Origin of the sequence: Micromonospora sagamiensis (assembly GCF_014680085.1) — a bacterium.
Lineage (GTDB): Bacteria > Actinomycetota > Actinomycetes > Mycobacteriales > Micromonosporaceae > Micromonospora > Micromonospora inyonensis.
Genome location: NZ_AP023438.1, coordinates 3,969,819 through 3,992,384, shown reverse-complemented (window position 1 = coordinate 3,992,384; position 22,566 = coordinate 3,969,819). Strand labels below are relative to the sequence as shown.

The 22,566-nt window shown below is 71.6% G+C and carries 17 protein-coding genes; 6 read left to right on the top strand and 11 right to left on the bottom strand.

Annotation, left to right across the window (positions count from 1 at the left end; all coding sequences use genetic code 11):
* Nucleotides 1-131 precede the first annotated feature (131 nt).
* The 6 genes from IGA62_RS17630 to IGA62_RS17605 form a co-directional block, all read right to left on the bottom strand.
* Nucleotides 132-794: a hypothetical protein gene (locus tag IGA62_RS17630; RefSeq protein WP_145819798.1), complete on the bottom strand. Its 663-nt coding sequence runs from the start codon at nt 792-794 to the stop codon at nt 132-134.
* Nucleotides 784-2,064 carry a hypothetical protein gene (locus tag IGA62_RS17625; protein WP_145819801.1) on the bottom strand — a complete coding sequence of 427 codons (1,281 nt, stop codon included), beginning with the start codon at nt 2,062-2,064 and terminating at the stop codon, nt 784-786. Before IGA62_RS17625 ends, IGA62_RS17630 begins: the two co-directional genes overlap by 11 nt.
* A complete protein-coding gene (locus IGA62_RS17620; protein ID WP_232624679.1) occupies nt 2,061-2,804 on the bottom strand; it encodes an ATP-binding cassette domain-containing protein in 744 nt (247 codons plus the stop codon). Before IGA62_RS17620 ends, IGA62_RS17625 begins: the two co-directional genes overlap by 4 nt.
* Nucleotides 2,805-3,601: 797 nt before the next feature.
* Nucleotides 3,602-3,802 carry a hypothetical protein gene (locus tag IGA62_RS17615; RefSeq protein WP_145819803.1) on the bottom strand — a complete coding sequence of 67 codons (201 nt, stop codon included), beginning with the start codon at nt 3,800-3,802 and terminating at the stop codon, nt 3,602-3,604.
* 291 nt (nt 3,803-4,093) lie between these two features.
* On the bottom strand, nt 4,094-6,082 hold the full coding sequence (locus tag IGA62_RS17610) for an acetoacetate--CoA ligase (RefSeq protein ID WP_145819805.1): 1,989 nt from the start codon (nt 6,080-6,082) through the stop codon (nt 4,094-4,096).
* A 221-nt stretch (nt 6,083-6,303) separates the two neighbouring features.
* Nucleotides 6,304-6,822, bottom strand: a complete 519-nt coding sequence (locus tag IGA62_RS17605) for an acyl-CoA thioesterase (RefSeq protein ID WP_145819807.1) — start codon at nt 6,820-6,822, stop codon at nt 6,304-6,306.
* Between the two features lie 23 nt (nt 6,823-6,845).
* Between IGA62_RS17605 and IGA62_RS17600 the strand changes: the two genes are divergently transcribed.
* The 4 genes from IGA62_RS17600 to IGA62_RS17585 all read left to right on the top strand — a co-directional run bounded on the left by IGA62_RS17600 (nt 6,846) and on the right by IGA62_RS17585 (nt 11,738).
* Nucleotides 6,846-7,493 (top strand): hypothetical protein, encoded by a 648-nt coding sequence (locus IGA62_RS17600; protein WP_145819809.1) that lies wholly within the window; start codon nt 6,846-6,848, stop codon nt 7,491-7,493.
* A gap of 179 nt (nt 7,494-7,672) precedes the next feature.
* Nucleotides 7,673-8,512, top strand: a complete 840-nt coding sequence (locus IGA62_RS17595) for a hypothetical protein (protein WP_145819811.1) — start codon at nt 7,673-7,675, stop codon at nt 8,510-8,512.
* A complete protein-coding gene (locus IGA62_RS17590) occupies nt 8,509-9,459 on the top strand; it encodes a hypothetical protein (RefSeq protein WP_145819813.1) in 951 nt (316 codons plus the stop codon). Before IGA62_RS17595 ends, IGA62_RS17590 begins: the two co-directional genes overlap by 4 nt.
* Nucleotides 9,459-11,738 (top strand): BREX system ATP-binding domain-containing protein, encoded by a 2,280-nt coding sequence (locus IGA62_RS17585; RefSeq protein WP_145819815.1) that lies wholly within the window; start codon nt 9,459-9,461, stop codon nt 11,736-11,738. Before IGA62_RS17590 ends, IGA62_RS17585 begins: the two co-directional genes overlap by 1 nt.
* On the opposite strand, the gene IGA62_RS17580 is transcribed toward IGA62_RS17585, so the two are convergent.
* From IGA62_RS17580 to IGA62_RS17565, 4 genes are all read right to left on the bottom strand, one after another.
* The gene (locus tag IGA62_RS17580; protein WP_145819817.1) at nt 11,719-12,855 is read right to left on the bottom strand and encodes a cation:proton antiporter; all 1,137 of its coding nucleotides are present in this window, start codon (nt 12,853-12,855) and stop codon (nt 11,719-11,721) included. The two genes, IGA62_RS17585 and IGA62_RS17580, sit on opposite strands and share 20 nt — an antisense overlap.
* Before the next feature lie 131 nt (nt 12,856-12,986).
* Entirely contained in the window at nt 12,987-14,153 is a 1,167-nt protein-coding gene (locus IGA62_RS17575; protein WP_145819819.1) for a hypothetical protein, read from the bottom strand.
* On the bottom strand, nt 14,150-17,932 hold the full coding sequence (gene fxsT / locus IGA62_RS17570) for an FxSxx-COOH system tetratricopeptide repeat protein (protein WP_145819821.1): 3,783 nt from the start codon (nt 17,930-17,932) through the stop codon (nt 14,150-14,152). The genes IGA62_RS17575 and fxsT overlap by 4 nt, the downstream gene beginning before the upstream one ends.
* Before the next feature lie 27 nt (nt 17,933-17,959).
* Entirely contained in the window at nt 17,960-18,208 is a 249-nt protein-coding gene (locus tag IGA62_RS17565) for a hypothetical protein (RefSeq protein WP_145819823.1), read from the bottom strand.
* Between the two features lie 170 nt (nt 18,209-18,378).
* On the opposite strand from IGA62_RS17565, the gene IGA62_RS17560 reads away from it, so the two are divergent.
* A complete protein-coding gene (locus IGA62_RS17560; RefSeq protein ID WP_145819826.1) occupies nt 18,379-19,662 on the top strand; it encodes an aKG-HExxH-type peptide beta-hydroxylase in 1,284 nt (427 codons plus the stop codon).
* On the opposite strand, the gene IGA62_RS17555 is transcribed toward IGA62_RS17560, so the two are convergent.
* Nucleotides 19,634-20,797 (bottom strand): acyl-CoA dehydrogenase family protein, encoded by a 1,164-nt coding sequence (locus IGA62_RS17555; RefSeq protein ID WP_145819828.1) that lies wholly within the window; start codon nt 20,795-20,797, stop codon nt 19,634-19,636. The genes IGA62_RS17560 and IGA62_RS17555 overlap by 29 nt on opposite strands.
* A gap of 244 nt (nt 20,798-21,041) precedes the next feature.
* On the opposite strand from IGA62_RS17555, the gene IGA62_RS17550 reads away from it, so the two are divergent.
* Nucleotides 21,042-22,469 (top strand): UDP-glucose dehydrogenase family protein, encoded by a 1,428-nt coding sequence (locus IGA62_RS17550; RefSeq protein ID WP_145819830.1) that lies wholly within the window; start codon nt 21,042-21,044, stop codon nt 22,467-22,469.
* Nucleotides 22,470-22,566 lie beyond the last annotated feature (97 nt).

Here is a 22,566-nt window from a genome sequence, read left to right as displayed (position 1 = left end):
GGTCACAGAACACCCGATGCCGTACGCAGGTGATGATGGGTGCATGGCTCCGTTCGTGCAGGCCAACACTGGCTGCTGGCGATCACCGACAAGTTCGAGAGGGTGCTGGTCGACAACCTTCCGATCCGTAGTCAAGACCCTCTGACCCCTCGGAGGAATTGGGTGACGCGATGTATCCGCCAGGGTGAGAGGGCGTACGCCGTAAGACCGGCCGTCAACAGGATGCCTGCGAGAACCATGCTTGGCAGGTGACCAACCGGATGGGCGGTGAATTCCCACCAGCGGTAAGTCCGGCCGGTTCGGTCGTGTCCCCAGTAGAGCAACACACACATGACCGCTGACGGCAACACCCAGGAATAGCTCCAAGCCAGCACCCGTCCGGAGACAAGGGCCAGGCCGAACCAGGCCAGCAGCGCCCGGACGATCACGGGTGCCACGGCCACGTCCATTCCTACCGTTGCAGCGGTGAGGATGCACGCACTGGAGATCGCGAGGGCACCCCAGAGTACGAAGCAGCGAGTCCGGTGGTACGGCAGGCCTGCGGCCGCCTCAAGCGCCTGAAGCGGGCTGGCCAGTGTGAGGACAGGCAGCAAGCCTGACCCGACGGCTAGCAGCCGCCAGATCGGAACCTGCGACCCCCCGGAGTCGGTGGCAGCCGGGGTGGACGCCTCAAGCGACCCCCAGCCCCCGACGACGACTCCTATGACGATCATCGCGGCCAGCAACCATCGCCAGTTGCGGGTCATGAGATAGGCGCCAATCACCCACAGACGCAGCTTGGCTTCAAGCGGCATTGCAGTAACGGTTCTTCTCTTCGGCGATGAGCTTGATCACCCACCCAGCTTGATCTTGCTCGGACTTGCGCTGAGCAGTTTGGCGACCAACCGACCAGGCTGCCTGGAGATCGCTCGGAGCGTTCGTGCTGTAATCGTGCGTTCCTCCACCGGCCAGCCGCCACTCCAGCCAGGCGTGAAGCTGGTCCCAACGGTGGTCGGGATCCGGCTGCGTCCGGTGACCGCAGTCGGCGAACGTACTGTCCAGAATCGCCGCTGCTATCCCGCGCGCCAGGGCCCATCGGCTTCCCGTCGATATGTCAAACTCTGGAGGGAACGCCCCTGGAAGCTCGACCTCGATTTCCTCGTCGATCCATTCGGTCGAGCCAGAAAGCGCGTAGTCTACAACCCGTTCAGGCGCTGGCAACTGGACGGGAAGCGCAGCCAAACGGCGGTCCAGGTCCTGAATCATAGGTACATACTTTGCATGCTCAGGCCACAGGCAGTATTCCATCACACCCTGGATGCAGAGTGGCTTTGCGACGGGAGCACGGTGACCGACCACGCTTGTATTTACGAATGAAGTGACGGTGCCGACGAGAGCTAGCAGCGCCACCCACACCCACCGCCCAAACGAGCCTCGCCAATCCGCCCTCCAAGGAAGCGCGCAGACCACTGCAGCGAAGAGGAGAACGGCGGCAAGTCGCACCCCGACAGCGCCGAACCGGACTTCCATCCAGGGCGGCCCTGACATGACCGCCGCTCCAGCGGTGCTGGCGAGAAACGCCGCCCCGATGAACCAGCTGAGCGCGGCGCAAACGGCGGCCAGCAGCGGTGTGAGTAATCGACCCACCAGCCAACCCCAGGCCGTTCCGAAGACGATCATCGCAGCACCGATCAGCACGTACTCGAAGTATATTCCGACGCCGGGTGGAAATAGTTTTACTGCCGTGGCCACAAACCCGGCGATGACCACAATCAGGTATGGCGAGGCCAGCCACAGCAGTGCCGCGGTGAATCGGGACAACTCGATGACGAATGGCCTAATCGCGGCAGCAGCCGCTTGCTCATGCAGGCCTCGGCTTTCCACTCTGGCAGCGATCAAAGCGGCGACACCAGCGGCAAAAATGCTGAGGAAGACAGCGCTTACCTGAACGGCTGCACCGGACTCGGGCCAGATGCCGATCCAGAATCTGTTGCGACCAAAAAGAATGACGATGCCCAGGAGAGCCAGCGGGATGAATCCCATTCGGGCGATGCTGAACCGCATTTGCAGCCACAGTGCGCTCACCGGTTGCGGCCCTCCTCCGGCAGGAGGCTTACGTAGGCCCGTTCCAATGGGGTATGGCCTGGGGCGGACGGATCGTCCAACGCCTTGAGTTCATCGGTGAGGCCCGCGAAGCGAATCTTTCCTTCGTGCATGACGACGATGCGATCACAGACGGCATCCACGTCGTCGATGAGGTGGGTGCTTAGCAGTATGGTAGTATCGGTCAGTCCGGCAATGATGTCTCGAAACCGAAAGCGCTGCTGGGGATCGAGGCCCACCGTCGGTTCATCGAGCACGACGAAACGCGGCTTCCCGACGACCGCCCAAGCGATGGCCGCCCGCTGGCGCATTCCGCCGGACAAGCTGCCCATCTTTTTCCTGGCCTCGTTGGCCAGTCCGACGTGATCAAGTGCGGTTGCCGACGCGCTCGACCAATCGCGCGGCGGTATGCCGCGAAGCCAGGCCCCGTACCGTACGAAATCCCGGACCCGCATGCCGGGCTCGTATCCGAATCGCTGCGGGAGGAACCCAATCTGCCGCCTGGCCGCCCTTGCTTCAGCTTCCGACTTCACCTCCCGCCCGTCAATCGTCAGGCGCCCTTCGCGGGGCGGCTGCACGGTGGCGAGGGTCCGCAACAGGGTAGTTTTGCCAGCGCCATTCGGCCCGAGCAACGCTGTGACCCCCGGCTGAAGTTCGAGGTCGAGGGAACGAAAGACAATGTGACGTCCGTAACCTTGGCCGAGCTGCTTGGCAGTGATCAAGATGAGCCTTTCATACGTGCACGGACGCTGATGCTGTCGAGACACCGAAGACCGGAACCGCCTCGGCGGCTCCGGTCGGTCAGCTTCGGCAAGAATGGCGAGTTACTGAACTAGCCCGCTATCCCCTGAACCAGGTCGTAACCATCCAGACGTCGTTCAGGCAGTCCTCTCCGTCGTAACTCGCCGTGCTGCCCTGGAGTCGGTACTTTTCCACATCCTTGTCGTCCGACCAAGTGCAGTCGGCGGTGGACTTGTAGGTACCCGTTGGCAGCAGCGCCGCCACTACCACACTCCTGGTTCCAGTCGGTGTCCCAGAAGACCCCGTAGCAGTTGTTGGTCTTGTTGCCGTACTCGGCTGCCCATGCGGGAGCTGCCAAAATGCTACCCGCGCCGCCGACCAACATAAGCACCATAGCGCTCTTCGCGATTCCGCGTACCACGTTCCGGCCAGACAAGTAATCCTCCTTGTTAGTTGGAGTGGCCGCAACTAACCCGAAGCGTCCCCCGAGCACTGTCACGCACCGTTCGCCGCATCCAGCTGCCAGCGATCGATACGCTGTCACGACGATCACTTCAGCGTGACCCCTCTATCACCCTCCGCGCAAGAGCCTAACGTCGTAGCGCGCCTAGGATGCCAAGCCCGAGGCCGAAAGTAGCCATGAAGGCGGCACCGGCAAACAGCGCCGCCCCGGCCGCTGAAGAGCCGACGCCGGTTTCCGGCATTGCGGCCACGAGCACCGCAAAGAGTGATGCGAGTCACGCAGCAAGAATCCACCCATGAATCGTGCTTAAGCGTTTCACAGGGCTTTCCTGTCGGTGAGGACAATGGTTCCGACGGTGAGGTGCCGACCGAAGGCGGTCCGGACGTGGGAGCCGTCGATCACCGCCCGCGACATGTCCAACTGGCCACTGGCGCGGAGCATGCTTAGCAACACCTCGTGCAGCCGCTGCCAGACGCCCGTGTCGTGCCGGTCCCGCAGCCTGCGCCAGTAGGTCATTCCCGACCCGAATCCGACCTCTTGGGGCAGGTACTCGAAGGGATCGCGGTGTCGAACACGAACAAGATCCTGCACAGCACCTTGCGCCCGGGGTAGCGGTACCGCCTGGTGGGCGCGGTTGCAGCAGCGACGCGACCTCGGCCCACAGGTCGTCCGAGACGATCCACGGCGGCTGCTGACCCTTCCTCGCCTTGAGACAGCACGATCCTCACATCCCGAGGACACGCCCACCGTCATTCCGTCAGGAGAGTTAGCGAAACGCCGCCGGCGGGCACTCCGAGGGGCGGCAGCTCAGCCGACGGTGGCGTCCTCGTCGCTCACGCGACGTTGAGCGAAGGCGGCGAACGCGGTCAGTGACTCCGGGTTGGCCAGCGCCCCCTTGGCGGCAGCGGAGTCCACCGGCGTACCGGTGAGGATCTTCTTCACCGGCACCTCCAGCTTCTTGGCCGACAGGGTGCGCGGCACCGCCCGCACCTGGTGGATCTCATCGGGCACGTGCCGGGGGGAGAGCGCGGTCCGCAGCTCGCGGGCGATCTCCTTCCGCAGGTCGTCGTCCAGCTCCCGCCCCTCGGCGAGCACCACGAAGAGCAGCAGCTCGCCGGGGCCGCCGTCGGCGTCCTCCAGGTGCACCACCACCGAGTCGACGACCTCGTCCAGCCCCTCGACCACCGAGTAGAACTCGGCGGTGCCGAGCCGGACGCCGCCCCGGTTGAGGGTGGCATCCGAGCGGCCGGTGATCACGCAGCCGCCCCGGGAGTTGACGGTGATCCAGTCGCCGTGCCGCCACACGCCCGGGTAGAAGTCGAAGTACGCCTCCCGGTAGCGCTTGCCGTCCGGGTCGTTCCAGAACCCGACCGGCATGCTCGGCATCGGCGCGGTGATCACCAGCTCGCCCAGCTCACCGATGACCGGGCTGCCGTCGGCCGAGCGCGCCTCGACCTTCGTGCCGAGCGCGCGGCAGGCGATCTCCCCGGGGTACACCGGCAGCAGCGGCACGCCACCGACGAAGCCGGTGCAGACGTCCGTGCCGCCGGAGAGCGACTGGAGCTGGAGCGTCTCGCCGACGGCCTCGTACACCCAGGTGAAGCCCTCGGGCGGCAGCGGCGCGCCGGTGGAGCCGAGCCCGCGCAGCGTGGAGAGGTCTGCCACCTCCTTCGGCACCAGGCCGGCCTTGCGGCAGGCCAGCAGGAACGGCGGGGAGGTGCCGAGGTACGTCATGCCGGTCTCCTCGGCCAGCCGCCACAGCGCGCCGAGATCCGGGTGGCCCGGGTTGCCGTCGAAGAGCACGATCGCCGCGCCGACCGCCGGCCCGGAGACGAGGAAGTTCCACATCATCCAGCCGGTGGTGGTGAACCAGAAGAACCGGTCGCCCGGACCGAGGTCGTGGTGCAGGGCGAGCATCTTCAGGTGTTCCAGCAGGATGCCGCCGTGGCCGTGCACGATCGGCTTGGGCAGGCCGGTGGTGCCGGAGGAGTAGAGCACGTAGAGCGGGTGGTCGAACGCCACCGGGGTGAAGGTCAGCGGCTCGTCGGTCTCGGCGGCCAGCTCGGCCCAGCCGATCGCCCCCTCGGGCGGCGAGCCGGCCGGGTCGAGGTACGGAATCGCGACGGTGTGCCGCAGCGACGGCAGGGCAGCCCGGATGGCGGCCACCTCGCCCCGCCGGTCGACCGGCTTGTCGCCGTACCGGTAGCCGTCCACGGCGACCAGGACCGTCGGCTCGATCTGCTGCCAGCGGTCGGTGACGCTGCGGGTGCCGAACTCGGGGGCGCAGGACGAGAAGACCGCGCCGAGGCTGGTGGTGGCGAGCATCAACACGAACGTCTCGGGGATGTTCGGGGCGTACGCGGCCACCCGGTCGCCGGTGCCGACACCGAGCCGGCGCAGCCCGGCGGCCACCCGGCGGACCTGTTCGCGCAGGCCGGCGGCGGTCAGCGTCTGCGGGGCGCGGGTCTGCCCGTGCGCGATCACCACCGGGGCGTCGTCGGCCAGGCCGGGCATCCGCAGTACGTGCTCGGCGTAGTTGAGGGTGGCGCCGGGGAACCAGCGCGCCCCGGGCATGGTGGCGTCGGCCAACACATCGGTGGCCGGGGTGTGGGAGATCACCTGGAAGTAGTCCCAGATCGAGCCCCAGAACGCCGACAGGTCGGTGACCGACCACTGCCACAGCTCGTGGTAGTCGGTGAACTCCAGCCCCCGCTCGGCCCTCAGCCAGCGCAGGTAGTCGCCGATCCGGGACCGCTCGAGTACGTCCGCCGGCGGCGTCCAGAGCACGTCAGGCACGGTTCCATCCCTCCCCGCGACCCGTCACGACGCTGTGCGTGGGCCGTGACGCCATCTTGCCCTACCTCAACCCCACCATTCTCCGCCGCCATCGCCTTGATCGACGTGTGCGCATCCCACATAAAGTGCATGCAGGGGTCCCCGGTTACCGCTTTTTGTCGAACAAGGGGCCCCTGCAGACACCTCAGTGAGCGGGCGGGCGGGCGGGCGGGAAGGCGCGGTCAGTTCTCCCGGTGGGCCTGGATGGCGCGGCGACGGGCCAGCCGGTGCGCCCGCCGGATCTCCGCCTCCCGGAACCGGCGTTCGTCCTCCGGGGTCTCGGGCAGCACCGGACGGACCGGACGCGGCGCGCCGCCCACGTCGACGGCGACGAAGACCAGGTAGGCGGTGGCGACGGGGACCGGCTCGTCCTCGGCCGAGTCCCACCGTTCGGCGACGACCCGGACGCCCACCTCCATCGAGCTGTGCCCGGTCCAGTTGACCTGGGCGTGGGCGTGCACGAGGTCACCCACCCGGACCGGCTCGGCGAAGACGATCTCGTCGATCGCGGCGGTGACCGCCGTGCCACCGCTGTGCCGGGCCGCCGCCGCCCCGGCGACGTCGTCGACGAACTTCATCAGGACGCCGCCGTGCACGGTGCCGTAGAGGTTGACGTCCACGGCGGTCATGATCCGGCTCAGGGTGACCCGGGAGTAGGAGGTCGCCTTGCCCGGGGGCGCGGCGGTGGGGTGCTCGGTCATGACGAAGACGGTACGGTGCGCGGATGCGACATCTCTGGAGCTTCCTCGCCGGTCTGGTGGTGGCACCGGTCACCTGGGTACTGGTCGCCCTCGGTCAGGACGGATCAGGCCGGACGATCGACCGCTGGGTGGAGTTGGGTACGTTCAACACGGCCAACCTGATCGAGCCGGCGGTGTACCTCGGGGTCGCCGGCCTCCTGTTCGGGCTGGTCGGCATGCTGCGGGTCTCGCCGCTGGGGCCACTCGTCGCCGGGCTGCTGCTGGTCGCCCCGTACGTCGGCATGTTGGTCGCGCCGTTCGACGTGCGCGACCAGGTACCGGCCGACTGGAAGGTGTTCGGCGACCCGCTGCCGTTGCTGCTGCCGGTGCGCAACGGCACGCTCTTCCTGATCGGCGTCGCGCTGCTGATGGCCGTGTTCAGCGGGGGGCGCTGGCGACGCTGGCCCCGGCCGGTTCCCGCCCCGGTCGCGGAGACCGGACCGGTAACGGAGGAGCCGGCCTTCGCCCTGACCGACTTCGACAACCCGGCCCGCCCGGACGAGCGGGACACTGCCCCGCTCAGCCTCGGCTACCCGGACGAGCCGCCCACCGATCCGCTGCCCCGGCGCACCGCTGGCGCGTCGCCCTGGTCCCAGCCACCCGGGGCGGGCCAACGCGACGACACCGCCTGACCCGGGCCCCGGCCGGACGACGCCGACCGGCACGGGCCACGTAGGACGACGCGACCGACGACACCGGCTGGCCCGGTCTCGGCCACCGTCCCCAGTGGACGGACGGACGCCCGCCCGGTCGGATCTCCGGCCGGGCGGGCGGTACCCCGGCCGGCCGTCGTTTACTACAGTCAGCCGCTATGCGAGTGCCATCCGTCATCGGCCGGCGGGCGGTGGCCGTCACGGTGGCCTCCGCCCTGGTCGTCGCGGTGGTCGCCGGTGTCTGGGCGTACCGGCGGCACCGGGCGGGCACGGTCGACGACGCCGCCGCCGTCTGGTGTCTGGCTGCCGACCGGCGTCCCGCCCTGGTCCAGGCCGCCCGCAGCCTCGGGGTGGTCCGTCCCGAGTCGACCGTCGAGCGGTTGGGCTGGCCGGGCGGGGGCGGCGGCGCGGAGCGGTGGCGCGGCGAGCGCCCGGCGGACTTCGCCCGGACCTGCCGGGCGCTGATCGGCGCCGAGCAGCGGGTGCCGTCGGGTGGTGGTTCGTCGCCCTGGTCCGGCTTCACCCCCGCGCTGCTCCTCGCCGTGGTCAGCGCCGCGTTGGCCGCCTGGTTCAGCCGGCGGTCGGCCGTGGCGGGTGCCCGGCGGGTCGAGGCCGAGGAGCTGCGGGCCGCGGCCCGCGCCTACCGGGTGGCGGTCGAGCGACTGCTGCGCGAACTGGAACAGCGGCGTCCCGGGGTGGCCCCGGACGAGGGCGAGGTGCAGGACCGGCGGCTGGAGCTGGCGACCCGGCTGCGGGCGGTGGCGGCGGCGCACCGGCGTTGGCCGTTGCCGCGTGCGCTGGGCGAGACGCTCGACCGGGAGCCGCTCGGCGCGGGCCTGGCGGCGCGGTGGACCGCCCGGCCCCCGCAGGAGCGGTCCGGCTGGGCCGCCGAGACGCGGGGGGCACTGGGCCGACTGGAGGCGGAGGTGGCACAGGTGGCAGAGGTGATGCAGGAGCCGGGCCTGTTCCGGACGCGGACCTCGGCGGGCCGGCGATGACCGGGGTGATCAGCCGCCGGCACGAGCCGGCCGAGAAGGTGCCGACGAACCCGTTCGCGGTGCCGGGACTGATGCGGGACGTGGACCCGCTCAACCCGGTCCGCAACGACGGGCACCTGTCGCTCTACGTGCCGGTGGACAACACCGAGACGGCCTTCGCGCGCTGCCGGGAGGAGTTCCGGGACGCGTCGTACCTGGTCGACACCGGACGCCTCGTGGTGGTCACCGGCGACCGGGGATGCGGCAAGACCGCCCTGATCAACCGCTGCGCGTACTGGCTGCGGGAGCAGTTGTCCACTGTCGGCCTGCGGGGCGAGATCGTGGACGTGACCCGGCAGGCCCGGGAGAACGAGCCGATGGCCGAGCGGCGCGCCAAGGTGTGCCGGGCACTGGTCGACACGGTGTTCCAGCGGCAGCTGTTCACCTCGGAACTGGCCCACCAGATGCGCGAGCAACCCGACGACGCGTACTTCAACCTGGCCAGCTGCCTCCCGACGGACCTGGTGCTGATCGTGCTGCTGCCCCGCTCGGCGGACCTGACCGAGGAGCTGGTCACCTACGCCACCGACGCCCGGGCCCAGATCGTGTTCTTCGGCGAGACGTCGTACCAGTTGCCGGACGAGCGCCGCCAGCGGCTCGACCACGCCGGCCACGCCCCGCCGGTCTACCTGGAGGTGGGTGGGCTGCGGGAACACGACGCGGCCCGGTTCGCCGAACAGCGCCTCGGTGCCGTGCCCGACGGGGAGCTGCCCCGGGTCGATCCGAAGGCTCTTGACGACTACACGACGTTCCGTCGACATGTGTCCATCGGTGAGGTGCAGCGGCTACTCTACGGCATGTACGAGAAACTCCGCGTACAAGCTGACCGACCGGACGAGGTGACCTACCAGCACATCAGTCAACACTTTTTGAGTATCGCCGTGAGTCTGCTGGAGAATCCGCGCTGATGGACGCCTTCGACCACCTGGACCTGAGCGGTGAGGTGAATCCTTATCCGTCGAGCGCCGTCGCCCAGATCGCGGACGCGGGGTCGACCTCGGTCACGATCCCGACCGTCGCCGTCCGGCGGGCCGTCAACGCCATGGACGCCTACCTGTCCACCGTCCGGGCCCGTCCGGAGACCCCGTCGGGGCAGGTGCTGGCGATCGTCGGCGACTACGGCACCGGCAAGACCCACCTCGCCTCGTACCTGATCCGGCACGCCGCCACCAGCCTGGGCGGGGCGGTGCAGTCGGTGCACCTGAACGCCCCGCCGGACACGTTCGTCTCGCTCTACCGGGCCTTCGCCGACAAGCTGGCCGAGCGGCGCGAGCTGGTCCACGAACGGGTCCGCAGCCTCTATGCCGAGATCCTCGCCGACGAGCTGCGCGCCTCCTCGGCGACCGCGCCGGTGGCCGAGCAGCTGCGCGCCGGGGCGATCGACCCGGTCGCGCTGGTGGAGATGTTCGGGCTGATGGAGAGTGCCTTCCTGCGGCAGCTGCGGGAACGGCTCCGGGAGGTCACCGACAACGCCGAGTTCAGCCAGGCGCTCACCCTGCTGCTGCGCGGCGGTTTCGAGGACGCGGTCTGGGAGTGGTTCAGCGGCGCGGCCCCGTCCGACGTGCTCCGCGAGCGGGGCATCACCGAGGCGATCACCAGCAGCGAAGCCACCGCCCTCCAGGCGATGGGGGTCTTCGCCCTGCTCATCGGGCACGGCGACCATCCGTTCGTGGTGGTGATCGACGAACTTGACCAACTACTCACCGCCGCCGGCCGGCGCTCCGCGATCGACGCGTTCAAGGAGATGCTGCGCGTCTTCGCCGCCTCCAACACCTTCCTGATCCTGGCCGGGCTGCCCGACCTGCTCAGCTCCCTGCGGCGGGACGTCCGCGACCGGATCACCGAGCACATCACGATGTCCCCGCTGACCGCCGCCGAGGTCCAGGACTACGTCCTGACCCGGCAGGGCGGCCAGCTGGAGCCGTTCACCGAGCAGACGATCGCGCAGATCGTCGACCTGACCAACGGGGTGCCGCGTCAGGTGATCTCGCTCTGCCACCGGCTCTGGCGACGCGCGCACGACCAGCAGGCGCTGGTCACGCCCCCGATGGTCCGGCAGACCGCGCGGGAGATCTACGACGCCGGCAACGCGCAGAACGTCCGCGCCGAGATCCGCCAGGTCCTGGTCGGCACCGGGTACGACACGTACGTACCCGACCATTTCCTGGACAGCGGCACGGACAGCCGGGTGGACTACTGGGTGCCGGTCGGGTCGAACGAGGTGGGCTGCGCCATCCTGCTCTCCGAGCCGCTGCTCGACGAGACCGACATCGCCGCCCTCGAACGCCGGTGCCGGTCGATCCGCGCGCACCGCGACTGCGAGCTGCTGCTGGTCGCGCTGGAGCCGCCTCCCGCCCGGTACGGTCAGCGGCTGCGCGAGGCGGTCGGCCGGGAGCCGTTGACCTACCACCCCCGTTCCTTCGTCGACCAGTTCGCGCTGGAGTTCAAGGCGATGGCGACCCGGCTGGAGGAGCGGTACCCGCAGGAGGGGCCGCTCGCCGCGGTCGCGCCGCACCTGACCCGGCTCGACCGGCGGCAGTCGGCCACCCAGCACCTGCTGACCGTGCTGACCGGCTCGCTGGAGGAGTTACGGGGTCGCAACGACCGGCAGCTCGCCGCGATCTACCGGGAGCTGCACGAGATCCAGCGCGGGCTTCCCACCGCCGGTGGCGAGCGTCGCGGGCACATCGCCGTCGTCGCGAACCTGCCCCCGCCGGTGGTCGCCCTCTTCGACGCCGCCTTCTCCGCGGTCGACCTGCTCACCCCGGCCCAGGAACTGCTGCGCCGGGCCTTCCAGGAGGACGAGGGCGGGCGCGGGGCCCGGCAGTCGGTACGGGCCCGGATGCGTACCTCGGAGGTGCACGCCGCCACCGGGGTCACCGCTCTGCTGACCTCGCTGATCGAGGCGTTCGGGCACGCCGTGGTCGAGTGGTACCGGTCGGTGGACCAGCCACCGGGCAGCGGGCTGACCGCGCGGCACCGGGAACGGCTGACCGCGATCTGCCAGATCTTCGACGTCGTCTACGAGTACCTCCCCCTCTACCAGTACCAGCTGCGCAGCCTGCGGGGCATGGTCGGCTACCCGGTGCCCGGCCGGCAGCAGCAGGAGGCGGAGGACATCCTCGGCGACTTCAGCTCCCGGGTCCGGGAGGAGCTGCTGGCCGCGCTCACCCCCGTCGAGGGCTGAGCGGCGGCGCGAGCGGCGGCACCGGCGGATCGGCCGCCGGCACCGGCCACCGGTACGCCTCGCGCAGCCCGTTGGTGAGGGCGTGCAGCACGTTGATGGTGAGGATGGCCGGGGCGACCACCGCCACCGTGCCGACGAACTGCCGCTCCAGCACCAACGCGAGGATGATCGCGGTGATCCCGTTCTGCTGGCCGAGCAGCACGTCGACGCGGTCGGAGCGGGGCAGCCGCCACCCGATCAGCACGGCCACCAGGGCGTGCGCGCCGACCGCCGCGAGGCCCAGCACCACACCGGCCAGCGGGCTGATCCCGCCGACCAGGACCAGCCCCAACGCGAAGCTGGCGGCCAGGAACGCCCCCTGGGTGAGCCGGTCCAGCACGACCCCGAGCGGCGGCCGGTAGAACAGCCCGGCCACGGCGATGGCCAGCATGAGGAACTGCCAGACCGCCACGGCGGCGAGAGCGGCCAGGGCCGCGATCTGGAGGGCGGTCACCAGCCGGCCGGGGCGTACCCAGCGGCGCAGCCGCTCGGTACCCCACCAGACGAGCGCGGCCACCGCGGCCAGGGCCAGATTCTGTGCCAGGGAGAGCCCGAACGACTCGAACCCGGTGTGCGGGGCCGCCGGAGCCGCCGCCGGATCTGCGGGCACCAGCGGCCATACCCAGGCGGCCGCGTACACGGTCAGCAGGACGGTGATCGGGTCGTCGAACGACGCCCACGCCGACAGGATCGTCCTGGCCTGGGCGGACATCCGGGACTGGAGGCGCGCGGCGGCGAACGAGACCGGGTCGATCTGGGCGACCGCGACGCCGAGCACGAGGTACGCCGGCTCCCGGAAGGCCAGGTACATCACCGCCGAGATCAACGCGGCCTTGACCACCACACCGCCGGTGATGGCGAACACGACCAGGCGGACGTTGCGGCGGGCGGCCCCCAGGTCGATGCCGTACGTGCTGGCGTAGAGGCCGACGGCGAGCAGCGTCCCGGCGAGCGTGAGGTACGTGTCCGAGCGGTACGTCCCGACCCAGTCCCGGTGCTCGGCGAGCAGCCAGCCGAGCGCTGCCACCAGCACGAACGTGCCGGTACGCGCCAGCGACGGCAGGACCGCCTCGCGCACCGGCGCTTCCCGTCCGGGCCGGTCGGCAGCCGGCCGGGACGGTCGCCACCGGCGGCGGACCCGGGGCACAGTGCCTCCCCGCCCGGAGCGCGTGCCCCGGGGCAGCCGGGCCGTCCGGAGCGGCACCCGCGTCACCCGTCGAGTCGACGGGCGAGCCGGGCCGCCTTCTCGTCGGCGGCCCAGACCAGGTGCTGGTCCAGGGTGACCCCGAGCAGGTAGCGGTCCAGCCCGACCGGGTAGCAGAACAGGGACCCCTGCTCGACGTCGAGCACGAGCCGGCGGACCCGGGAGCCGAGGGCCAGGTGGGTGGCCCGGACCAGGGTGCGCAGGTGGACGTCGATGCGCTGCCCGAGCAGGGCGTAGAGGTGTCGACGCCGCTGCGGGGTGATGTCGTCGAAGAAGCGGGTCAGCCGGGGGTCGTCCAGGACGTCCTCGGCGGCCTCCACCCGGCCGGCCCGGCAGACGGCGACGTAGTGCAGGTCGTCGACGCTGAGGTGGCGGCGGCAGGTCGCGGCGAGCTGGTCCGGCGCGGGCCGTCCCACCCGACGCCGTGTCGGCGGCACGCCCACCGACGACCCGGTCTCCGCCAGGGCCGCGTCCTCCGGGGCCGCGTCGTCCGGGTCCACCGGGGACGCGGGCGGGCCGGAACTCGGCCGGACGTCCCGGATGCCGGAGTTGAGCAGCGGCTCGTTCAGCCCGAGCCAGCCGCCGTAGTCGGTGCGTTGCTGGCTGACCATCTCCCGCATCCGGTTGGCCAGCTCGGCCAGCTCGATGTCGGCGGCGCGGACGGACGGGTCCTGCGGCGGAAGCTGGTCGGGGGTGCCGCTGGACCAGCCCAGCGCCACCAGGAACTGCTCCCGCAGCACGGAGAGGCTGAACAGGGCACCCCGCTCGGTGTGCAGCAGGAGTCGCACGAGGTCGCCGCTGCACACCGGGCGGAGCTGGTCGTCCAGGTCGGTCATCACGTGCACCACGTCCCGGCCGATGAGCTGCCGCTCGTCGACGGTCAGGCCGAGCGGGCCGTGCGGGCCAGCCGGCTCCCACGCGTCGAGGGCGAAGTCGCAGGTCCCGGTGCGGTAGCGGGCCAGGTGGGAGATGCTGCCCACCTCTTCCATCAGCTCCCCGCACAGTCCGAGGGACGGCGGACGTCGGTCGCCGAGGTGCGTGCCGAGCGTGACGGTGACCCGCCGCCGGGGCGCGTCCCCGCCGGGGGTGGCAGGTGCGCCCGACGGGGCCGGACGATCGGCCGGCGGGGTGGTTCCGGTGGCCGGCGCGTCGGCCGGCGTCTGCCCGCTCATGTCTCCGGCACCTCCATGTCGACGAAGTCGAAGGAAACCCCGCTCTCGCGGCTCTGGCCGGTGACCTCGCCCGCGCTGACCACCGTCGCCAGCGCCCGGCGGGCGCTACGCAGGCACGGGTGGTCCGGCCCGAGGAAGTCCCGCCCCTGCTCGACGGCCGTCCGTAGCAGGTCCTCGGCCGCCGCCGGCCCGCCGACCGCGGCGACGACGGTGGCCTGGTTGACCAGCGCGCCGATCGCCCACGGGTGCGGTTCGCCGAGCGTGGCGGTGAGCCCGGCCGCCGCCTTCTCCGCGTCGGCCACCGCCTGGTCGAGCCGGCCCTGGGCACGCAGCACGACCGCGCGCAGGCTGCGGCAGATGTGCGTGAAGGGATGCGCGGGGCCGAGGTCGTGCTCGTACCCGGCGAGGCTCTCCTCGATCAGCCGCGTCGCGTGCTCGCCGTCCCGGGCCAGGTGGTAGTCGACGGCGAGGCTGAGCCGGCAGGACCGGGTCAGCGGGTTCTGCTCCCCGACCAGTCGCCGGAGGGCGAGGTACGCCCGGCCGTTGAGTTTCCTCGCCTGGTCGAGCTGGCCGCGTCGCCGCTCGGTGACCGCGCGGTTGCGCAGGATCCGCAGCAGGAGGGTGTCCTCGTCACCGCGACCCCGCCCGCCCCGCCGCCGGTACGCCTCGGCGAGCAGTCGGCGGGCCTCCTCCAGGTCGCCCAAATCCCGTCGGAAGCTGCCGATGTCACTGATCAGCCAGAGGGTGTCCGCGTTGTGCCCGCCGAAGAGCCGCGCCCGGCGGTCCCGGGCCCGTTCCGCGACCCGCAGCGCCTCGTCGGTCCGTCCGGCCAGGTGGAACGAGTTGGCCAGATTGTGCGCCGCGATCAGGGTCTCCGGGTGGTCGTTGCCGAACTGGTCCCGGAAGCCACGCCAGGTGGCCTGGTCCTCGACCAGCGCGGCCCGGAACTGGCCCAGCCCGCGCAGGTCACCGGCCAGGCCCCGGCGGGTCACCAGGACCCACGGATGGTCGGGGCCGAACAGGGCCGTTCCCTCGCGCAGCGCCGTCCGGCTCAGCTCCAGCGCCTCCGCGCCGTGACCGAGCGATCGGGTGACGTCGGCCAGCCGGGTGGCGAGGCGCAGGGTGAACCGGTCCTGCCAGCCGTGGCGGGCCAGCCACCGGTCGAGCGCCCGACGCCACCGGCGCAGCGCGTCCGGGGCCTCTCCGTCGCCCCGGGCGATGAGATGTTCGAGCTGTTCGACCAGCCACCGCCGGACCTCGTCGGGACCGTCCACGTCGAGCGCGCCGGAGCTGATCAGGTGCCGGTGCAGCTCGCGTCGGACCGGTGAGTCGGCGGCGATCGTCCGGGGCGCGGCGTCGGCGAGGCCGAGAAGGAACTGGCCGCGCCGCGTCTCACGCTCCTGGTCGGACATACCGGCCAGGACGGTCGCCTGCACGGCCGGGTGCATCCGCACCACGCCACCCCGTCCCCAGGCGACCTCCACCAGCCGGAACCGGACCGCCGCCGCCAGCGCCCGGTCCATCTCCCACCCGTCGGCGCGCAGCATCGCGCCGTCCGCGTCGGAGAGGCCGCGCGCGACCTGCGCCCGCATCGGTCGCGACCCGAGGATCGACAGGGAGAGCCCCAGTGGGGAGGCAAAGGCGCACATCTGCGCCACCACGACCGCGACCCGCCCGCTGAAGTCCTCCTGCATAAGGGCCATCGCCACGCGCACGATCCTGGCGGCGGCGGGCTCCCCGGCCGGCTCGGCGACCGCCGCGCAGAACGCCGGCACCGCGGTGTCGGCACCACGGGAGTCGGCGACCGCGTGCGCCGAGCTGAGCAGGACGCCGGCCTGCCCGAGCAGGCCCGAGGCGAGCCGCAGGTCGAGCGGGGACGCCCCGACCGTCTCCACCACCGCCGTCGCCGGCACCCGGGAGAGCCCGCGCACCCGTGCGGTGAGCAGGCGCACGGCGTCCGCCTCCACAAGGTCGCCCACGGTGACGGTCACCGCGCCCGGCGTCGGATCGGCGTCGGACCGGCGGGTCAGCACGACGTGGCCGGAGCCGCCCGGCAGCAGGTCGGACAGCTCCTCGTTCCCCGCGCCGTCGTAGACGACCAGCCACTGCCCGCTGCGCCGGCCCAGCTCGTGCAGGACCTCCTGGACCGGGTTGCCGCGCGGCTCGACGCCCAGTTCGGCGGCGAGTTCGGTCAACGCGGCCCGGACGTCGTGCAGCCCGCCCGCGGCGATCCAGACGATCAGGTCGTAGTCCCAGCGGAAGCGGTGCGCGTACTCGCCGACGAGGCTGGTCTTGCCCACGGCGGCCGGTCCGGTCACCACGACCGGCCGCCCCGGTGGACCGGCCAGCAGCAGGTCACGCAGCTCGGCCAGTTCCCGGTCCCGGCCGACGAAGAGGCGGGGCCGGGCCGGCAGCTGGAACTCCCGGGGCGCTTCCTCCCGGCCGCCGGGGAAACCCGGCCGCCAGGGCCGTTCGGTCGGCACCGGACGGATCCCGGCCAGCCCGAGCGTGCCGCGCAGCCGTTCGCGGGCCTGCTCCTCGGTGCACCCGGTCAGGTCGATCCCCCGGACGTCCTCGTGCGGCAGGGCGTCGACGGTGGCCGGGCCGGTCCGGGCGACGAGCAGTTCGGTCTCCGGGTCGGCACGCACCGCGCCGACCACACCGTCGCGCCACTGTTCCTCCGAGTCGTCCGCCGGAACCACCGCCAGCACGGTCGTCCGGCCGGTGGGACGTCGGCGTTCGTCGTCCGGGGGCCACGGCTGGGCCCGGACGCCCACCGCCGCCAGTTCGGCACGGAGCCAGTCCGCCCAGGGCCGCTGGCGCGCCGGGTAAGCCAGCTGGATCTCACTCTGGTCGTCGGCGGCCTGCCGACCCAGTCCGTACCGGTAGCGGATGCGCAACGACTCCGGCTCGGGCCCGGCGGTGCCGAGCGCGCCGTCGGTGACCAGCCGCAGCAGGTCACCGTACGCGGCGAGCAGCCGGTCCCGGTGGGGCGAGGGCTCCAGCAGCGGGGCGAGCGTCTGCCCGGTCGCGCTTCCGGGCACCTCCACCAGGGCCATCCCGAACGACGCGGCGGAGTCGTCGAGCGCGGCCCCCAGCCCCCGGCGGATGGTGTCCCGCCGCTGTGCGGCGCGGGCCGGGTCGGGCTCGTCGACGGCGGTGGCCACACCGACCAGCCGGACCCCGGCGGGCGCGGCCCGGTGCACCTGCCGGGCCAGCGCGGCCACCTCGGGCAGCCGGGGATAGCGGTACGGGAAGCAGATCACCACCGCCTCGCAGAGCACCGCCGCCCAGCGGCCCACCGTCGGGTCGGTGTCGACCGGATCGAGGAGGACGACGTCGTACTCGGTGCGGCGCAGTTGCCGGCGCAGCTCGGTGAAGGAGGCGTCGTCGGGCTCCTCCGGCGGCCACGGGGTGGACTCGGGCATCCAGACCACGTCGAGCCGGCCGGGCGGGGCCGCGTACCGGCGCAGGACGGGTTGTTCGGCGAACTGCCGGGCCGGCCCCACCGAGGCGGGGAAGAGCGACCGGGCCAGTTCCGTCGGAAGCTGGTCGGCGACCGGCCCCTCGTCGGTGTGGAACATGCGCAGGTGCTCGTGCACCCGCACGGTGCCCCGGCCCGCGTCGACGACGAGCACCCGGCGGCCGGTCCGGGCCAGGATCCAGGCCAGGTTGCTGACCAGGTTGGTCCGCCCGGTCCGGCTGGTCGGCGCCAGGAAGGCGACCACGCTGGCCCCGGTCGGACCACTGTCCGACCGGGACGGTACCGGTCCGGTCATCGCGGCTCCGACCCGTCCGGACGGCGGTCACCCGTCATGTCCATCCCTCTCCATTCGGTCGGTCCCCACTCGCCTCCGCCCGGTGGCCGGCGCGACCCCCGGGTCGCTGGTCTGGTTGGGGAACCACAGGAAGTGCCCACGGGGTTCGCCGGTCTCGTCGATGAGCCGCCGCAACGACTGCCGCAGCAGTTTCCGGGGCAGGGCGTCGAGATCCGACGGGTCCAGGTCCTCCGCCTTGAGAAGGTCGGATATCAGGGGGCGGTCATGACTGCTCATCCTTTCCGGCATGCTTCGCCCCACCTTCGATCTGTCGAGAACCACACCGTAAGCAGCACAGCCAGCGCTCCGCCAGTAACATATCGTAGCGTTCATCGATATTCAGCTGTCAGTTCGGGGGAACGGTGCGTGACCCGGCACGGTCGTCGCGGCACGCCGACCGGCACGTGATGGCTCCCGAAACGTTCCTGGCGCTGGCCCGGGGCGGTGGCGGGCGGTCCGCCGTCCGGGTTCTGCTGGCCGCCCAGTACAGCCGGAACCTGTTGACGCTGCGTGAACTCGTCGAGCGGTGCGCCGATCTCGGCCACCCGCACACCGGCACCGTCCGGCAGGCCTGGCGGCTGCTCGGCGGGCTCCGCCGGACCGACCCGGACGCGGTACGGCGGGTGCTGACGTACCCCAGCGTGAGCGCCTGGGCGGCGGAGACCCTCGCCCGGTTGGCGCCGACGGACGCGGACGCCGTGGGCGGTGATCCGCGTGGCGGCGGGTGGCCGGCCATGCTCGCGCCGGTCGCCGTGGCGGCGGCCCGCCGTGCCGGGGTGCCGGCCACCGTCGGGTTTCCGACACCACCCGGATCGGCGTTCCCGCTGCCCACGGTCGGTCACATCCGGCTCGCCACGGGCGGCCCGGCGAACGTCGCGCTGGCGGTCACGCCGCACGGCGTGACCGTCGACGGCGTGCCGCCGCGTCCCGGCACGGGCTGGTGGCCGGTGCCCCGGCTGCACGCCGGTGGCGGACTGGACCTGCGGCTGGACGACCTCTGGTCGCTCTCCCGCCCGGCCACCCCGGTGCGCCCCGACGAGGCGGCCCGGTGGCGGACAGCGCTCGCCCCGGGCTGGCGGCTGCTCGCCACCGGCCACCGGGGGTACGCCGACGAGCTGGCCGCGGCGGTCGCCATGGTCATGCCGCTGTCGCCCGGAGCGGCCGAGCTGACCGGTACCGGCGCGCCGGCGGAGGCCGGGGCGGCCCTGATCAGTGGGACGTTCCCGGCCGGCGTGGGCTGTGTCGCGCTCTCCGGCGGCGGGGACGCCGCGACCACGGCGGCGACCCTGGTGCACGAGCTGGCCCACAACAAGCTCGCCGCGTTGGAGAACCTCTTCCCGCTCCTGCGGCCCGGCGACGACGTCCGGCTCCCCGCGCCCTGGCGGGTCGGGCCGCGTCCGCTGCCGGCACTGCTCCAGGGCCTCTACGCGCACGTCAGCGTGGCCCGGTTCTGGCGTCGCCAGCAGCGCCACGAGTCGCGGCCGGACGGGCTGCGCCGGGCCCGGACGGAGTTCCGCCGGACCCGGGCCGCCTGTCGGGAGGTCGCCGAGCTGCTGCTCGCCGGTGACCGGCTCACCCCGCACGGTCGAATGCTGGTCGAGCACCTGCACCGGGTGGTCGACACCGACCGGCCGCCCGGACGGCGACCGGTCGGTGCGTCGGTCAGTCGCGCAGGAGCTGGCGGGCCATGACGATGCGCTGCACCTGGTTGGTGCCCTCGTAGATCTGGGTGATCTTGGCGTCCCGCATCATCCGCTCGACCGGGTAGTCCCGGGTGTAGCCGTAACCGCCGAGCAGCTGCACCGCGTCGGTGGTGACCTCCATGGCGACGTCGGAGGCGAAACACTTCGCCGCCGCGCCGAAGTAGGTCAGGTCGGCGTCGCCGCGCTCGGAACGGGCGGCGGCGGCGTAGGTGAGCTGCCGGGCCGCCTCCAACTTCATGCCCATGTCGGCGAGCATGAACTGGATGCCCTGGAACTCCGCCACCGGCTTGCCGAACTGCTTGCGCTCCTTGACGTACCCCTTGGCGTAGTCGAGCGCGCCCTGCGCGATGCCGAGCGCCTGGGCGGCGATGGTGACCCGGGTGTGGTCCAGGGTCTTCATCGCGGTGGCGAAGCCGGTGCCCTCGGCACCGATGATCCGGTCGGCCGGGATGCGCACCTGGTCGAAGTAGACCTCGCGGGTGGGCGAGCCCTTGACGCCGAGCTTCTTCTCCGGCGCGCCGAAGCTGACCCCCGGGTCCGACTTCTCCACCACGAAGGCGGAGATCCCCCGGGACCGGGCTGTGGGATCGGTCACGGCGAATACCGTGTAGTACTCCGAGACGCCCGCGTTGGTGATCCACCGCTTGACCCCGTTGAGCACCCAGTGATCCCCGTCACGTACGGCCCGGGTGGTCATCGAGGCCGCGTCGCTGCCCGCCTCCGGCTCGGAGAGGCAGTACGAGAACATCGCCTCCCCGGCGGCGACCGGGGTCAGGTAGCGCCGCTTGAGCTCCTCGGAGCCGGCCAGCAGCAGCGGCATGGTGCCCAGCTTGTTGACCGCCGGGATCAGCGAGGACGAGGCACACGCGCGGGCCACCTCCTCGATCACGATGGCCGTGGCCAGCGCGTCCGCGCCGGCACCACCGTACTCGGCCGGGATGTGCGGGGCGTGGAAGTCGGCGGCCCGCAGGGCGTCGTACGACGCCTTCGGGAACTCGCCGGTCTCGTCGGCCTCCGCGGCGTGCGGGGCGACCTTCGCCTCACAGACCTCCCGGACCGCCTCCCGGATCGCCTCGTGCTCCTCGGGCAACCGGTAGACGTCGAACGACTGCTCTGCGGCCATGTTGGCCCCTCCCCTTCGCCGCTATCATGCGCAGACCGTGGCTTCGTGGGCCACGGACCACGCAGACTGAAGGATAGCGACCAGGGTTCAGGTGATCCCTACCGGCGCGTAGGCTCCTGGCTCAACGGCCCCCACAGAGCCAGCGGACCATGAAGACGACAAAATTGTCACTCGGTGCCCGGCCAGGCGCCGCAGCCGATTGCGACGCGACGAAGCGCCGCCAGCGCGAGCGGAGAAGACAGGCGTGACGATCCCGTACCCGAACACCCAGCCGATGCCGGCCATCCCGGCGGTGACTCCCCCCTCCGGTGCCCCGCGGCCCCGGGTCACCTTCCTCGGCACCGGCTACCTCGGTGCGACGTACGCCATCTGCTATGCCGAGCTCGGTTACGACGTGCTCGGCTACGACGTCGACGTGGACAAGATCGCCAAGCTGAACGCCGGTGAGGTGCCGATCCACGAGCCCGGCCTGGACGAGCTGCTCAAGCGCAACCTGGCCGCCGGTCGGCTGCGGTTCAGCACCGACATCGCCGAGACCGCCGAGTTCGGCGACGTGCACTTCATCTGCGTGGGCACCCCGCAGCGCGCCGACGGCCTCGGCGCCGACCTCACCTACGTGGAGGCGTCGGTGAGCAGCCTGGCCCAGCACCTCACCCGGAAGGCACTGATCGTCGGCAAGTCGACCGTGCCGGTCGGCACGGCCGAGTGGGTCGAGCAGTTGGTCGGCAAGCACAGCTCGCCCGACCTGGGCGTCGAGGTGGCGTGGAGCCCGGAGTTCCTCCAGGAGGGATTCGCCGTCGACGACGTGCTGCGTCCCAACCGGATCGTGGTCGGGGTGAAGAGCGAGTGGGCCAACGGCATGCTCTACGCCGCCCACAAGGGCGTCTTCGACCTGGCCGCCACCGAGGACCGTGAGGTGCCGTTGGTGGTCACCGACTTCGCCACCGCCGAGCTGGTCAAGGTCGCCGCGAACGCCTTCCTCGCCACCAAGATCTCCTTCATCAACGCGATGGCCGAGGTCTGTGAGGTCGCCGGTGGCGACGTCACCCAGCTCGCCCGGGCCATCGGGTACGACCCGCGGATCGGCAACCGCTTCCTCCAGGCCGGTCTCGGCTTCGGTGGCGCGTGCCTGCCCAAGGACATCCGCGCGTTCCAGGCGCGGGCCCAGGAACTGGGCGCGGGCGAGGCGCTGCGCTTCCTGCACGAGGTCGACCTGATCAACCTGCGTCGCCGCAGCCGGGTGCTGCAACTCAGCGCCGACCTGCTCGGCCGCCGGTACGGCCCGGCCGGACCGGACCTCACCGGCACCCGGATCGCGGTGCTCGGGGCCACCTTCAAGCCCAACACCGACGACGTCCGCGACGCCCCGGCGCTCGCCGTCGCCGCGCTGCTCGGCAAGGCCGGCGCGGACGTCCGCGTCTACGACCCGGAGGGCATGGAGAACGCCCGCCGGGCCATGCCCGAACTCAGCTACCAGCCGAGCATGAACGAGGCGGTGACCGGGGCCGACCTGGTCTGCGTCCTCACCGAGTGGGCCGACTTCCGCAACGCCGACCCGGTCGTCCTCGGCGAACTCGTCGCCGAGCGCCGGGTGGTGGACGGCCGCAACTGCCTGGACTCGGCCCTCTGGATCCAGGCCGGCTGGGAGTACCGGGGCATGGGTCGCCCCTGACGCCTGACCCTGGTCGGAGCACCTCCGACCAGGTGACCGGGGCCGGTCGGGGAGCACTCTCCGCGACCGGCCCCGCGCCTGTCCGCGACTTTTCTGG